Raw genomic sequence first — 12695 nt, 5'->3', positions numbered from 1 at the left:
AAAAGCGTCCTGCTTACTGACCAGTGGCCTGGGCAAGTGGAAAAGGGGAGTCGTCGATCTGCACTTTCTCGCCGGGCTTGGCGTGTTGCAGGCCTTCGATGACGATGCGGTCGCCGGGCTTGAGGCCTGCGGTGACGATCCAGCGATCGTTTTGCACGGCGCCGAGCTCAACCGGTTGCTGGCCGACCCGTTGATCCGCGTCGAGCAACAGCACCTGAGCAATGCCGGCGCTATCACGCTGGATAGCCCGTTGCGGCACGCTGATGCCTTGCTGATTCACCGCTTGTTCCAGGCGCACCCGCACGAAGCTGCCGGGCAGCAAGTCGAGGTCCGGGTTGGGGAATTCGCTGCGCAGGATGATCTGGCCGGTGCCCGGATCGACGGTGATGTCGGTGAACAGCAGCTTGCCCGGCAAGGGATAGAAACTGCCGTCGTCCTGGATCAGCGTGGCTTTGGCCTGACCCTGACCCACTTCCTTCAACTGACCGGAGCGGAAGGCGCGGCGCAAATCGTTGAGTTCTCGGGTTGATTGGGTGAGGTCGGCATGAATCGGGTTCAGCTGCTGAATCAATGCCAGCGGCGTGGTTTCGTTCTGCCCGACCAACGCGCCTTCGGTGACCAGTGCGCGACCGATGCGCCCGGAAATCGGCGCGGTGACGGTGGCGTAGCCGAGATTGAGTTTCGCCCGCTCAACCGCAGCCTTGTTCGCGGCGACCTCGGCGGCGGTTTGCCGGACGGCGGCCCGGGCGTTGTCGTAGTCCTGACCGCTGATGGCGTTGCCTTCGATCAACTGGGCATAACGCTGCTCTTGCAGGCGCGCCTGAAACGCATTGGCCTCGGCTTTTCGCAGTTCCGCTTCGGCGCTGTCCAGGTCAGCCTTGAACGGCGCGGGATCGATGCGAAACAGCACGTCGCCTTTTTTCACATCGCTGCCTTCGCGAAAGACCCGTTGCAAAACGACGCCGGCGACACGGGCGCGAACTTCGGCAATCCGTGGCGCGGCAATCCGCCCGCTCAGTTCGCTGGTGATCGACAGAGGCCGGGCGTCGAGGGTTTCGATGCGCACGGTGGCCAATGGCGCCTGTTCTTCGGCGTTCGAGGACTTGTCACAAGCGCTCAGCGTCAACGCCAGTGCCAGCAGGCTGAGCTTGGCAAGCAGGTTCTTTGACATGTAAATACCCCAATAATGAACTCCCGCATCCTACGGGCAGCCGACGAGGGTAGAGGTGAAGCTTTGTTGGTGCTGTGTGAAATTGTGTAAGGGTTTTGCTCAGGGGCGGGTGAGGGCGTATATCCTTCACGGCTTGATTCCTTTTGCGACTTCGAGGCCGCCTTCGCGAGCAAGCCCGCTCCCACATTGGTTCTTCTGTGTGCCAAATATTGATGACACACAGAAGATCCAATGTGGGAGCGGGCTTGCTCGCGAAGGCGGCCTTATGATCGCCACAGAACTCCCTGGAAACACCCATGCCCAACATCCTCCTGGTCGAAGACGACACCGCGCTCTCTGAGCTGATTGCCAGCTACCTGGAACGCAACGGCTATTCCGTCAGCGTGATCAGCCGCGGCGATCACGTGCGCGAACGGGCGCGGGTCAATCCGCCGGACCTGGTGATCCTCGACCTGATGCTGCCGGGCCTCGACGGCCTGCAAGTCTGTCGCTTGCTGCGCGCGGATTCGGCCACGCTGCCGATCCTGATGCTCACCGCCCGCGACGACAGCCACGATCAGGTGCTGGGCCTGGAAATGGGCGCCGATGACTACGTCACCAAACCCTGCGAACCCCGGGTGTTGCTGGCCCGTGTCCGAACGCTGTTGCGCCGCAGCAGCCTCAGCGAACCGCAGACCGCCAACGATCGCATTCTCATGGGCAATCTGTGCATCGACCTGTCCGAGCGCACCGTGACCTGGCGCGAGCAACTGGTCGAGCTGTCCAGCGGCGAATACAACCTGCTGGTGGTGCTGGCCCGGCATGCCGGTGAAGTGCTGAGCCGCGATCAGATCCTGCAACGCCTGCGCGGTATCGAATTCAACGGCACCGACCGTTCGGTGGACGTGGCGATCTCCAAGTTACGGCGCAAATTCGACGACCACGCCGGCGAAGCGCGCAAGATCAAGACCGTGTGGGGCAAGGGTTACCTGTTCAGCCGCTCCGAATGGGAATGCTGAGGCGATGTTCAGAATCCTCTTTCGCTTGTATCTGGTGACGATCGTCTCGTACAGCGCGGCGATTTATCTGGTGCCGGACGTGGTGATCAAGGTCTTTCAGGAGCGCTTTGTCACCTACAACCTCGATTATTCCCGCGGGTTGCAAACCCTCATCGTCAAGCAGTTTCACGCCGTGCCCGAGGCGCAATGGCCGGCGCTGGCGACTGAGATGGACGAGCAATTCAGTCCGCTGCACATCGTCCTGAGCCGCAATGACGATGAGGGCTTCACCCTGGCCGAACAGCAACGTCTGCAGCGCGGCGAGAACGTTGTGCGCATCGGCGACTGGGGCTGGCGCACGCTGGCGGTGGCGCCGCTGAACGCGCAAGTCGTGGTGCAAATGGTCGTGCCGCCGGACCCGCTGGACGTCAATTTGTTGTACTGGAGCATCAACGTGCTGATCGGCGCGACCATGCTCGCGTGTCTGTTGCTGTGGCTGCGCCCGCACTGGCGCGACTTGGAACGCCTCAAAGGCACCGCTGAGCGCTTCGGTAAAGGTCACTTGAGCGAGCGCACGAAGATTTCCGCCAGCTCCAACATTGGTAGCCTGGCCAACGTGTTCGACACCATGGCTGGCGACATTGAAAACCTGCTCAACCAGCAGCGGGATTTGCTCAACGCCGTCTCTCACGAACTGCGCACGCCGTTGACCCGACTGGATTTCGGCCTGGCCCTGGCGCTGTCCGACGACTTGCCGGCCACCAGCCGCGAACGCCTGCAAGGGCTGGTTGCGCACATTCGCGAACTGGATGAGTTGGTGCTGGAGTTGCTGTCGTACAGTCGCCTGCAAAATCCGGCGCGGTTGCCAGAACGGGTCGACGTGTCGCTGGACGAATTCATCGACAGTATTCTCGGCAGCGTTGACGAAGAACTGGACTCTCCTCAAATCGTGATCGACGTGCTGCTTCATGGCCAGATCGAACGCTTCAGCCTTGACCCGCGCCTGACCGCCCGCGCCATTCAGAACCTGTTGCGCAACGCGATGCGCTATTGCGAGAAGCGCATTCAGATTGGTGTTCAGGTGTGCGCCGAGGGTTGTGAGATCTGGGTTGATGACGACGGAATCGGCATTCCGGATGATGAGCGCGAGCGGATTTTCGAGCCGTTCTACCGTTTGGACCGCAGTCGGGATCGAGCGACGGGCGGGTTTGGGCTGGGGCTGGCGATCAGCCGTCGGGCGCTGGAAGCGCAGGGCGGGACGCTCACGGTCGAACCTTCACCGCTGGGCGGTGCGCGGTTCCGGTTGTGGCTACCGACCCCTGCATGAACCAGCGCAATCCTGTGGCGAGGGAGCTTGCTCCCGTGCGACTGCGAAGCAGTCGTAAATCCTGCACTCGCGGTGTACCTGACTTAACGTCGGGGCCGCTTCGCGGCCAGCGGGAGCAAGCTCCCTCGCCACAGAGGCAGGCACGACCTGTTTGATCAAGTGCTCAACCGGTCGCGCAACACCTTCGCCATCTCCTCCAGCTCCGTCGCCGGGTTATGCCCGATCAGCATCCACGCATGCTCCATGTCCGCCCAATACACCACGTTCATCTCGTGTCGACGCTCGTGCGCGAAGTGCCGGCTGCCGCTGTTGGAACGTGTCACGCAAAGCGCCACCGGGCCGTGGGCCGGATCCAGATACGTAATCTGCGCAATGGGCATGCCGTCGTATTCAAGAATCTGCGCGCGTTTGAGTTCCAGGCGTGGCAGGGCCAGCTGCCCAGGCAAAAGATTCAACCCCAGGCGAGCGTCGATAGTGCGCAATTGCGCCCGTTGAACGGCTTCGTCGGTGGGCAAGTGTTCCAGTGTCTGCGGTACGTAAAGCGCCATGTAGTCCGCCACCAGCCCGCGCCAATTGCTTTTGCGCTGACTCGATTGCCAGCCGATGAACAACCGGTCCGCCAGCACACCGCTCACCACCAGACCGGCCGCCGCGGCAAGAAACCAGCGTCGACTCATCGCGGGCCGGGCAGGCGAGGGCAAGGTGTCGAGCATGGCTTGCATGCGGTCCAGCGGCGCCTGCTGTGTCACTTCGTCGTAGACCTCCCGGAACGGCAGGCTGCTGCGGGCCAGCCATTGCAGGCGAAGGTTGAGCACCGAATCTTCGGCGATGGCCGCGTCGATGCGGCTGCGCTGGTCGGTATCGAGTTGGTCATCGAGGTAGGCCACCAGTTGCTCGTCTGACGGTTTTGCGTGTTCGTTCATCGACGTTCTCCGGTGGAAGGGTTCGGCACGGTGTGCAACGGCGGATACTCGGCCAGTTTCGCCCGTGCGGCGGCCAGTCGGCTCATGACCGTGCCGATGGGCACATCCAGCACTTCGGCGACTTCGCGATAGGACAAACCTTCGACGTAGGCCAGAAACACGGTTTCGCGCTGGGCTTCAGGCAGTGCATCGACGCGTCGTATCACCTGCGTCGCGAACACGTGGGTCTGCGCGGCGTATTCACCGTCGAACGACAGGGCATGCTCGGCATCCACTAGCCCCTGACCCTGGCGCACCCGCCTCGCGCGTACTTCGTTGAGCCAGATCGAATGCAGAATGCTCAGCAGCCAGCGGTCCATACGGGTGCCGGGGACAAACTGCCCGGCACGCTCAAGCGCCCGCACGCAGGTGGCCTGCACCAGGTCTTCGGCGACATGCCGTTGCCGGGACAGCAACAGGCCGTAGCGCCATAAACGCGCCAGGTGCTGGCCCAACTCTGCCCGTATTGCCTGATCGCTGGCGATGGCGACCTCCGTCCCGTCAGGTTTTCGATGAGCCGTGGATGGCTTCGGCCAGGTCCTGGTATTCCTCGCAGGTGTTGCCGCAAATCGATTTGATCCGCTGCAACTGCTCCTGCGCGAGGTCCAGTCGACCTTTGATCACATAAGCTTCGCCGAGGTATTCGCGGACTTGCGCGTACTGCGGATCGAGTTTCACCGATTGCAGGTAATAACCGATGCCCTCGTCGGTGCGCCCCAGTTTACGCGTGGCGTAGCCGCGATAGTTGAGCGCCTGGGCGGTATTCGGGTTTTTCAGCGTATCGAGCAAGGCCAGGGCTTCTTTGTAACGCCCGTCTTTGGCCAGGCGGTAGGCGTAATCGGTGCGATCGGCGTCCGGCACGAGGCTGCTGGTCTGCATCACGCACTTCTGCGACTTGCTGTCCCAGACCTGGCCTTTGGGGCAATTGGGTTTGGCCGGTTCTTCATCATCGCCATTGGCCATTGCCAGGGCGCTGGATAATGCAACGGCGAGCAGCAGCGGGGCGGTAAAAACAGGAAAACGGCTATTCATGGCAGTGCTCCACAGGATCATTCGTCTCAGTTCGAACCACGCCCCGGCAACATGCGGCGCAACGTGTTATCTCGCAGGCCGTAATGGTGAACCAGCGCGATAAGCGCATGCAGCCCGGCCAGCATCACGATGGCCCACGCTACCTGTTCGTGCAAACCGTCAAACACCGATTTCATGCTTTTATCGAAGCTGATCAAGGTTGGGACATCGAACAGGCCATAAAAGTTGAGCGGTTCTGCCTGGGCCCAACGAAACAGAAAACCCGCGAGTCCGGGGTCAGGTTGTTCACGAGAAATCCTCATGGGAGATGACAGGTGAACACCGCAGGGTGAACAATTATTCATTTCTTTTTGGTGGTCTTTTGCCTATTCGACGGCGGCATTCGTCGCGGTGAAAGTCAGTTAGGCCGATGGAGAACCCTGTGGGAGCGGCGGTGCGACGATTCGACTTGCTCGCGAAAGCGGTGGATCAGTCAACATCATCGTTGAATGACACACCGCTTTCGCGAGCAAGCCCGCTCCCACAGGGGGGGTGTGTTAGCCCAGCAACCGGATCGGTGAGCCAGCAGACCAGGCTTGAATATCCTCGATCATTTGCGAAAAGAACTGATGGTAATTCTGCTGGCTGACGTACCCGACATGCGGCGTCGCCAGCACATTTTCCAGCGTCCTGAACGGATGATGAGGCGGCAACGGTTCCTGCTCGAACACATCCAGCGCCGCCCCGGCCAGGCGCTGTTTCTGCAGCGCCTTGATCAGCGCCGCTTCATCGACGATCGGCCCGCGCGCCGTGTTGACCAGCAGCGCCGTCGGCTTCATCCAGTCCAGCGCCTTCGCGTCGACCAATCCGCGGCTGCGGTCGCTGAGCACCAGATGCACTGACAGCACGTCGGCCTGTTCGAACAGTTCCTGTTTGCTCACATAGGTCACCCCGACTTCGGCAGCGCGTTCGGCGGTCAGGTTTTCGCTCCAGGCGATCACGCGCATACCAAACACCTGACCGAACCGGGCGACCCGTTGGCCAATGCTGCCCAAGCCGAGAATCGCCAGGGTCTTGCCATGCAGATCGCCACCCAAACCTTGCTGCCATTTTCCGGCACGCAGGGCGTTGGCTTCCACGACAAGGTTGCGCGTGGCGGCCATGATCAGCGCCCAGGTCAGTTCCGGTGCGGCGTGTTTGTAACTGTCGGTGCCGCTGACTTGAATGCCGAGGGCGGCAGCGGCTTTGAGGTCGAGCGCAGCATTGCGCATGCCGCCGGTGACCAGCAGTTTGAGTTTCGGCAGCCGCCGCAGCAGATCCTCGTCGAACCGGGTGCGCTCGCGCATCACGCAGATCACTTCAAACTCACCCAGGCGTGCTGCCAGCGTCTCGTTGTCAGCCGGGTAATCATGGACAAAATTCACTTGGCCTATGGCATCCAGCGCCGACCAGTCCACAACGTTCCGCGCTACATCCTGCCAGTCATCGATCACTGCGATCTGCACAGCCATCAGCCTTACCTCATCAACGAACGGGGTTGGTTTTGTTCAGCCAGGCGAGCAGGGCCTGGTGGAATTTTTCCGGTTCTTCCATTTGCGGCGCGTGGCCCATGCCGGGAAATTCGACCAGCGTCGATTGAGGAATCAGCTTTGCCACTTGTTTGCCGAGTACATCGTAGTGACCGATTTTTGCCGTGACCTCGGGCGACGCGATGTCGCTGCCGATGGCCGTGGTGTCGGACGTGCCGATCAGCAACAGCGTCGGCATCTTCAGGTCCTTGAATTCGTAGTACACCGGCTGGGTGAAGATCATGTCGTAGATCAGCGCCGAGTTCCACGCCACTTGCGTATGCCCCGGCCCTTTATTGAGGCCGGCGAGCATGTCCACCCAGCGATCGAATTCGGGTTTCCAGCGACCGCCGTAGTAGGTGTTGCGTTCATAGGTGCGGATGCCATCGGCGGTTAGTTTCAGCTCGCGTTCGTACCATTGATCCACCGACCGATAGGGCACGCCGAGGGCTTTCCAGTCCTCCAGGCCGATGGGATTGACCAAGGCCAGTTGTTCGACCTGATCGGGATATTGCAGCGCAAAGCGGGTAGCGAGCATGCCGCCGGTGGAGTGCCCGAGCAGGGTCGCTTTCTGGATGCCGAGGGCTTTGAGCAGTTGCTGGGTGTTGGTCGCCAGCTGCTGGAAGCTGTACTGATAGTTGTCCGGTTTGCTGGAGGTACAGAAGCCGATCTGGTCCGGGGCGATCACCCGGTAACCGGCATCGCTCAAGGCCTTGATCGAAGTGTCCCAGGTGGCGCCGCAGAAATTCTTGCCATGCATGAGCACGATGCTGCGCCCGTTGGCCTTGCCATGGGCGGCGACGTCCATGTAGCCCATTTGCAGGGATTTGCCCTGAGACTGAAAGGCGAAATGCTTGACCGTGTAGGGATACTCGAAGCCTTGCAGTTCCGGTCCGTATTCCGGGCCTTCGGCAGCGATGACGGGCAGTGCGGCGGTCAGCAGCAGGCCGGGTAGCCAACGGGAGCGTGCGAGGGACATGGGTAAACTCCACAGGAAATCGGCCGATGCTGGATCGGCCTGATTAGGGCGACATTAAGCAGAGGCAATCGCGGCGGATGATGGTTCAACCCATCCAGCCCAGAGTCGCCAGGACCAGCACGCCATAGCGGGCGCCTTTGGCGAGGGTCACGATCACAAGGAAGCGCCCGAGCGGCTCGCGCATCACTCCGGCTACCAGGGTCAGCGGATCACCGATGACGGGCACCCAGCTCAACAACAGTGACCAATGGCCGAAGCGCTGATAATGAACCCGGGCCTTATCCAGATGCTGCGGGCTGACCGGAAACCAGCGCCGGTCGCGGAAGCGCTCGATGCCGCGACCCAGCCACCAGTTCAGCAGCGAGCCGAGGACATTGCCCAGGGTTGCGACCGCCAGCAGCGACCAGAGCCAATACTGTTCGCTGAGCAGCAACCCCACCAGCAGCGCTTCGGATTGCAACGGCAACAGGGTCGCCGCCCCGAATGCGGCGAAGAACAGGCCGATGTACGCACCGAACATCAATGGGCAGCGTAGTCCGCCACCACCACATCAGTGCCGTCCTTTTTCAGACCGATCACCTGGTAGGCATCGCTCATGCCGTCCATTTCCATGCCCGGCGAACCCATCGGCATTCCGGGGGCCGCCACGCCCAACAGGTCATCGCGCTTGCTCAGGGCCAGCACCTGATCGGCCGGGACATGGCCTTCAACGAACTTGCCGTTGATCAAACCGGTGTGGCAGGACGCCAGGCGTGGAGGCACGCCGTGCTGTTGCTTGAATTCGCTCATGTTGGCTTCGACGTGATCTTCGACCTTGAAGCCGTTGGCCTCCAGGTGGCTGATCCATTTTTTGCAGCAGCCGCAGTTGGCGTCGCGGTGGACTTCGATCGGGATCAGGTCGGCGGCCTGGGCCAGGGAAGAAATGAACAGGGCGCTCAGGGCGACCAGACGCAGGTGGGTTCGCATGGGGGAATCTCGACTGGGATGGCGGTCAAAAAAAGGCATTCTGACGAGTTTAGCCAACGACGAGGCGGGAGAGTGTTTCGAAGTGATACTGAACCTGTGGGAGCGGGCTTGCTCGCGAATGCGGTGTGTCAGTCAACAATGATGTCGTTTGACACTCCGCTTCGCGAGCAGGTCGAATCGTCGCACCGCCGCTCCCACAGGATTTTGCGCCAGTCGTCGCTCAGGGAAAGAATGGCGAGCAGGGGAATCAGCAGTGTGATTCGACGGAACATTTCAAAATTCTCAAGGTTATCGCCGCGATGAAGCCAAAACGCTTCATCGGCTGTAACATGAGGCCCCGCTTGCAGCGCCGCCTCCCCGAAAAACGGTAGGGGCTTGGCATGCATCCGGAGACAAACCGGATACATTTTTCAGGTTCACGTTCAGGCTTATGTTTAAGCTTTTTGTTTAAGGAAAAGGGCAATGACCCAGTCGCAACGTTTGAAATACTCGATTCTGATCTCCCTGGTGGTGCTGGGGATCATGTTTGGCCTTTCGTATTTGCAGAATGCCGGGGTCATCAGCGAAAAGCTGTTTCAGTACATCGCCATTGGCGTGGCGGTGATCGTGGTGGTGATCAATGGCGTGATGCGCCGCAAGGTCAAACCCTGAGCGACGCCCGCAGCCAGGGTTACTCGCCGTGCAGAACGGCGGCAGCCTGCGGATGCAGGCTGTAGCTCTTGTCCGCGTTCAGCGTGATCACGCCTTCGCTGCACAAGCGTTTCAACACTTCGCGCACACTGAGAAAGGACAGGGGAATATCCAGGTCCAGCAGGTGACTGTGCACGCCGCGCACGCCCAGACTGCGGTCGCTGTCAGCGGCGGTCAGCAACGCGTCGATGACTTTCAGGCGGATCAGGCTGGTGCGCAGGCCAAAGCTCTTGAGCAGAACCCTGATCCTTTCGTTGCCGTTGCGTTCGGTCCGTTGATCGAACAGGCCCGAGCCCATGGAAGTGCCCATTGGTGCAGTGCTACCGTCCGTTGGCAGTTGCGAGTTGTACATGCAAAAACTCCTTATCAGAGCCTGAACCGGGAAGATGTTTGGGTGCTCTTACTCAATAAGACGTACGAGCCACGCAAATCATGAAGGCCCGGATGTAGAAATTTTGTCGCCATCACGTCAGAAACCCGTAAACCCCCGTAAAAACGCGCTCCGGCACACTAAATTTTAGTCCTGAATTTCGTTCCTACTGTAACTGTAGGAGCGAGCTTGCTCGCGATGGACGTAAGGGCGGCGCGTTTATCCAGTTGAAACGCGTAATCGTTAACGTCCATCGCGAGCAAGCTCGCTCCTACATGATGGCATCAGGTGCATTTGGATCAGGAGCGAGCGTGATTATTACCAGGCAGTTAACCCGATTGAGCCTTGCCGGTGTGTTGGTGGGCTTGAGTCTTGCGGCAAACGCGCGCAGCCAGCCGGACCCGGCGACGGCCGATATCCGCCGGACCAGCTTCGGCGTGCCGCACATTCGCGCTGAAAACGAGCGTGGTCTCGGCTATGGCATCGGCTACGCCTACGCTCAGGACAATCTGTGCCTGTTGGCCAATGAAATCACCACGGTGAACGGCGAACGTTCACGGTATTTCGGCCCGGAGCAATTCACGGTCGAAGAGCGCGAAAACCAGGTCAGCGACGTGTTTTTCAACTGGCTGAATACGCCGCAGGCCGTCTCTGCGTTCTGGCAGGCACAAACCCCGGAAGTCCGCGACCTCATTGAAGGGTATGTGGCGGGTTACAACCGCTCGCTGACAGAACGTCGCACCCAAGGTTTGCCGCAGCAATGCCAGGGCGAGTGGGTGCGGGACATTACCGCGCAGGACCTGGTCAAGTTGACCCGTCGCCTGCTGGTCGAAGGTGGCGTCGGGCAGTTTGCCGAAGCACTGGCCGGCGCCACGCCGCCCAAGGCTGTCGCTCGAAACGCAGACGCGTCCGCGTCGTTCCAGATCGCCGATCTGCGCAAGCAGCGCTTCGCCCTCGATCGCGGCAGCAACGCCGTCGCGGTGGGCAGCGAGCGCTCGTTCAATGGCCGTGGCATGTTGCTGGCCAACCCGCATTTTCCGTGGGTCGGCGGGATGCGCTTCTATCAGATGCACCTGACCATTCCCGGCAAACTGGACGTAATGGGCGCCGCGTTGCCCGGCCTGCCGATGATTAACATTGGTTTCAACCAACACCTGGCCTGGACCCACACCGTGGACTCGTCCAAGCATTTCACCCTCTACCGCCTGCAACTCGATCCGAAGGATCCGACCCGCTATCTGGTTGACGGCAAGTCGTTGCCGATGAAGCAGCAGACCGTGACCGTGAACGTGAAACAGCCTAACGGGCAGAGCCGGGCGGTTTCCCATCTGGTCTACAGTTCGCAGTTCGGTCCGATCGTGCAATGGCCGGGAAAACTGGATTGGGACAACCAGTTCGCCTACAGCTTGCGCGACGCCAACCTTGATAACGACCGGGTGCTGCAGCAGTGGTACGCGATGAACCGTGCCACCAGCCTCAAGGAGTTGCAGGCGTCGGTTCACAAGATTCAGGGCATTCCTTGGGTCAACACCCTGGCGGCCGACGATCAGGGGCAGACGCTGTACATGAACCTGTCGGTGGTGCCGAACGTCAATGCCGACAAACTGGCCCAATGCACCGATCCACGGGCCGGGTTGCAGATGATCGTGCTCGACGGTTCCAACAGCGCGTGTGCCTGGGACATCGACCCGACGGCGGCGCAAAAAGGCATCTATGCGGCGGACACGTTGCCGCAACTATTGCGCAGGGACTTCGTGCAGCACTCCAACGATTCGGCGTGGATGGCCAACCCGGCGCAGCCGCTTACCGGTTTCTCGCCGTTGATCAGCCAGGACGGTCAGCCACTCGGTCTGCGTTCACGCTTTGCTCTGGATCGCCTGGGCACGCTGAACAAGGCCGGGCCGATCGGGGCGGCGGATCTGCAACGGATGGTGATGGACGATCAGGTGTATCAGGCGGCGCAAGTGATGCCCGACCTTTTGCAATTCTGCGCGGCGGACCTGGGCGCCGATGCGTCGACGCTTACGCCGCTGTGTGCCAGCCTGAAAACCTGGGATCGCAGCGCGAATCTGGACAGCGGTCCGGGCTTTGTGCATTTCCAGAACATCATGGAGTCGCTACAGGAAGCGTCTGATGTCTGGCGCGTCCGGTTCGATCCGAAAGATCCGCAACAGACTCCGCGCGGTCTGGCAGTCGATCGCCCGGACGTTGCGAAGGCTCTGCGCGAAGCGATGCTGGCGTCTGTAGAGCGGGTCAACACATCGGGCCTCAAGGCCGACAGCCGCTGGGGCGATATTCAGGTGGTCAGCAGCGGCGGCCGGCAAACGCCGATTCATGGCGGCCCCGGCACATTGGGTGTCTACAACGCCATTCAGAGCGTGCCGAGAAGCGATGGCAAACGCGAAGTGGTCAGTGGCACCAGCTATCTGCAAATAGTGACCTTCGATGACAAGGGACCGCAGGCCAAAGGGCTGCTGGCGTTTTCGCTGTCCAGCGACCCGGCGTCGAAATATGCCAATGACCAGACCCAGGCGTTTTCGAACAAGCGGTTGGGTGTGTTGCCGTTCACCGAGCAGCAGATTACCTCGGACCCGAACTACCAGGCTCAGACGATCCGCGAGCAGGATGAAAAAGCCGGAAAGGTGGCCAATCAATAAAACGAAGCGTGCTTGAG

Annotated in this window: 15 protein-coding genes; 4 read left to right on the top strand and 11 right to left on the bottom strand. The window is 60.7% G+C overall.

The annotated features are described in order from the left end of the window. Nucleotides 1–13: 13 nt before the first annotated feature. Nucleotides 14–1171 carry an efflux RND transporter periplasmic adaptor subunit gene (locus ACA073_RS14985; protein WP_497397289.1) on the bottom strand — a complete coding sequence of 386 codons (1158 nt, stop codon included), beginning with the start codon at nt 1169–1171 and terminating at the stop codon, nt 14–16. Nucleotides 1172–1467: 296 nt separating this feature from the next. Between ACA073_RS14985 and ACA073_RS14980 the strand changes: the two genes are divergently transcribed. Continuing rightward, nucleotides 1468–2169, top strand: a complete 702-nt coding sequence (locus ACA073_RS14980; RefSeq protein ID WP_084321554.1) for a response regulator — start codon at nt 1468–1470, stop codon at nt 2167–2169. Nucleotides 2170–2173: 4 nt separating this feature from the next. Next, nucleotides 2174–3475, top strand: a complete 1302-nt coding sequence (locus tag ACA073_RS14975; protein ID WP_497397287.1) for an ATP-binding protein — start codon at nt 2174–2176, stop codon at nt 3473–3475. 155 nt (nt 3476–3630) lie between these two features. Here ACA073_RS14975 and ACA073_RS14970 read toward each other — a convergent pair whose 3' ends face one another. The 9 genes from ACA073_RS14970 to ACA073_RS14930 all read right to left on the bottom strand — a co-directional run bounded on the left by ACA073_RS14970 (nt 3631) and on the right by ACA073_RS14930 (nt 9347). Then, the gene (locus ACA073_RS14970; RefSeq protein ID WP_497397285.1) at nt 3631–4398 is read right to left on the bottom strand and encodes an anti-sigma factor family protein; all 768 of its coding nucleotides are present in this window, start codon (nt 4396–4398) and stop codon (nt 3631–3633) included. Then, nucleotides 4395–4892, bottom strand: a complete 498-nt coding sequence (locus ACA073_RS14965; protein ID WP_497397283.1) for a sigma-70 family RNA polymerase sigma factor — start codon at nt 4890–4892, stop codon at nt 4395–4397. Before ACA073_RS14965 ends, ACA073_RS14970 begins: the two co-directional genes overlap by 4 nt. Nucleotides 4893–4938: 46 nt before the next feature. Continuing rightward, nucleotides 4939–5469: a tetratricopeptide repeat protein gene (locus ACA073_RS14960; protein ID WP_497397281.1), complete on the bottom strand. Its 531-nt coding sequence runs from the start codon at nt 5467–5469 to the stop codon at nt 4939–4941. Between the two features lie 26 nt (nt 5470–5495). Then, entirely contained in the window at nt 5496–5771 is a 276-nt protein-coding gene (locus ACA073_RS14955) for a cytochrome b (RefSeq protein ID WP_497397279.1), read from the bottom strand. 234 nt (nt 5772–6005) lie between these two features. Then, nucleotides 6006–6959, bottom strand: a complete 954-nt coding sequence (locus ACA073_RS14950; protein ID WP_497397277.1) for a D-2-hydroxyacid dehydrogenase family protein — start codon at nt 6957–6959, stop codon at nt 6006–6008. Between the two features lie 13 nt (nt 6960–6972). After that, on the bottom strand, nt 6973–7995 hold the full coding sequence (locus ACA073_RS14945; RefSeq protein ID WP_497397275.1) for an alpha/beta fold hydrolase: 1023 nt from the start codon (nt 7993–7995) through the stop codon (nt 6973–6975). 85 nt (nt 7996–8080) lie between these two features. Continuing rightward, nucleotides 8081–8515, bottom strand: coding sequence for a YqaA family protein (locus tag ACA073_RS14940; RefSeq protein WP_497397273.1), 435 nt, complete (start codon nt 8513–8515; stop codon nt 8081–8083). Then, nucleotides 8515–8961 (bottom strand): DUF411 domain-containing protein, encoded by a 447-nt coding sequence (locus tag ACA073_RS14935; RefSeq protein WP_214383693.1) that lies wholly within the window; start codon nt 8959–8961, stop codon nt 8515–8517. Before ACA073_RS14935 ends, ACA073_RS14940 begins: the two co-directional genes overlap by 1 nt. 128 nt (nt 8962–9089) lie before the next feature. Then, nucleotides 9090–9347, bottom strand: coding sequence for a hypothetical protein (locus ACA073_RS14930; RefSeq protein ID WP_497397271.1), 258 nt, complete (start codon nt 9345–9347; stop codon nt 9090–9092). Between the two features lie 76 nt (nt 9348–9423). Here ACA073_RS14930 and ACA073_RS14925 point away from each other — a divergent pair, with 76 nt between their 5' ends. Further along, complete coding sequence (locus tag ACA073_RS14925; RefSeq protein WP_008024801.1) at nt 9424–9612, top strand: hypothetical protein; 189 nt, start codon at nt 9424–9426, stop codon at nt 9610–9612. Nucleotides 9613–9631: 19 nt separating this feature from the next. On the opposite strand, the gene ACA073_RS14920 is transcribed toward ACA073_RS14925, so the two are convergent. Beyond that, entirely contained in the window at nt 9632–10003 is a 372-nt protein-coding gene (locus tag ACA073_RS14920) for a fe2+ zn2+ uptake regulation protein (RefSeq protein WP_497397269.1), read from the bottom strand. Nucleotides 10004–10332: 329 nt separating this feature from the next. Between ACA073_RS14920 and pvdQ the strand changes: the two genes are divergently transcribed. Continuing rightward, nucleotides 10333–12678 (top strand): bifunctional acylase PvdQ, encoded by a 2346-nt coding sequence (gene pvdQ, locus ACA073_RS14915; protein ID WP_497397267.1) that lies wholly within the window; start codon nt 10333–10335, stop codon nt 12676–12678. The last annotated feature ends 17 nt before the right edge of the window (nt 12679–12695 follow it).

Source organism: Pseudomonas sp. LBUM1670 (genome assembly GCF_059695695.1).
Note: the sequence above shows the minus strand (reverse complement) of the source record. Positions and strands in the feature narration are given on the sequence as shown.

What these genes read in the sequence shown, in the direction of transcription:
- ACA073_RS14985 (WP_497397289.1), bottom strand. Translation starts at nt 1,171, where the DNA reads ATGTCAAAGAACCTGCTTGCCAAGCTCAGCCTGCTGGCACTGGCGTTG.
- ACA073_RS14980 (WP_084321554.1), top strand. Translation starts at nt 1,468, where the DNA reads ATGCCCAACATCCTCCTGGTCGAAGACGACACCGCGCTCTCTGAGCTG.
- ACA073_RS14975 (WP_497397287.1), top strand. Translation starts at nt 2,174, where the DNA reads ATGTTCAGAATCCTCTTTCGCTTGTATCTGGTGACGATCGTCTCGTAC.
- ACA073_RS14970 (WP_497397285.1), bottom strand. Translation starts at nt 4,398, where the DNA reads ATGAACGAACACGCAAAACCGTCAGACGAGCAACTGGTGGCCTACCTC.
- ACA073_RS14960 (WP_497397281.1), bottom strand. Translation starts at nt 5,469, where the DNA reads ATGAATAGCCGTTTTCCTGTTTTTACCGCCCCGCTGCTGCTCGCCGTT.
- ACA073_RS14955 (WP_497397279.1), bottom strand. Translation starts at nt 5,771, where the DNA reads ATGAGGATTTCTCGTGAACAACCTGACCCCGGACTCGCGGGTTTTCTG.
- ACA073_RS14950 (WP_497397277.1), bottom strand. Translation starts at nt 6,959, where the DNA reads ATGGCTGTGCAGATCGCAGTGATCGATGACTGGCAGGATGTAGCGCGG.
- ACA073_RS14945 (WP_497397275.1), bottom strand. Translation starts at nt 7,995, where the DNA reads ATGTCCCTCGCACGCTCCCGTTGGCTACCCGGCCTGCTGCTGACCGCC.
- ACA073_RS14940 (WP_497397273.1), bottom strand. Translation starts at nt 8,515, where the DNA reads ATGTTCGGTGCGTACATCGGCCTGTTCTTCGCCGCATTCGGGGCGGCG.
- ACA073_RS14935 (WP_214383693.1), bottom strand. Translation starts at nt 8,961, where the DNA reads ATGCGAACCCACCTGCGTCTGGTCGCCCTGAGCGCCCTGTTCATTTCT.
- ACA073_RS14930 (WP_497397271.1), bottom strand. Translation starts at nt 9,347, where the DNA reads ATGCATGCCAAGCCCCTACCGTTTTTCGGGGAGGCGGCGCTGCAAGCG.
- ACA073_RS14925 (WP_008024801.1), top strand. Translation starts at nt 9,424, where the DNA reads ATGACCCAGTCGCAACGTTTGAAATACTCGATTCTGATCTCCCTGGTG.
- ACA073_RS14920 (WP_497397269.1), bottom strand. Translation starts at nt 10,003, where the DNA reads ATGTACAACTCGCAACTGCCAACGGACGGTAGCACTGCACCAATGGGC.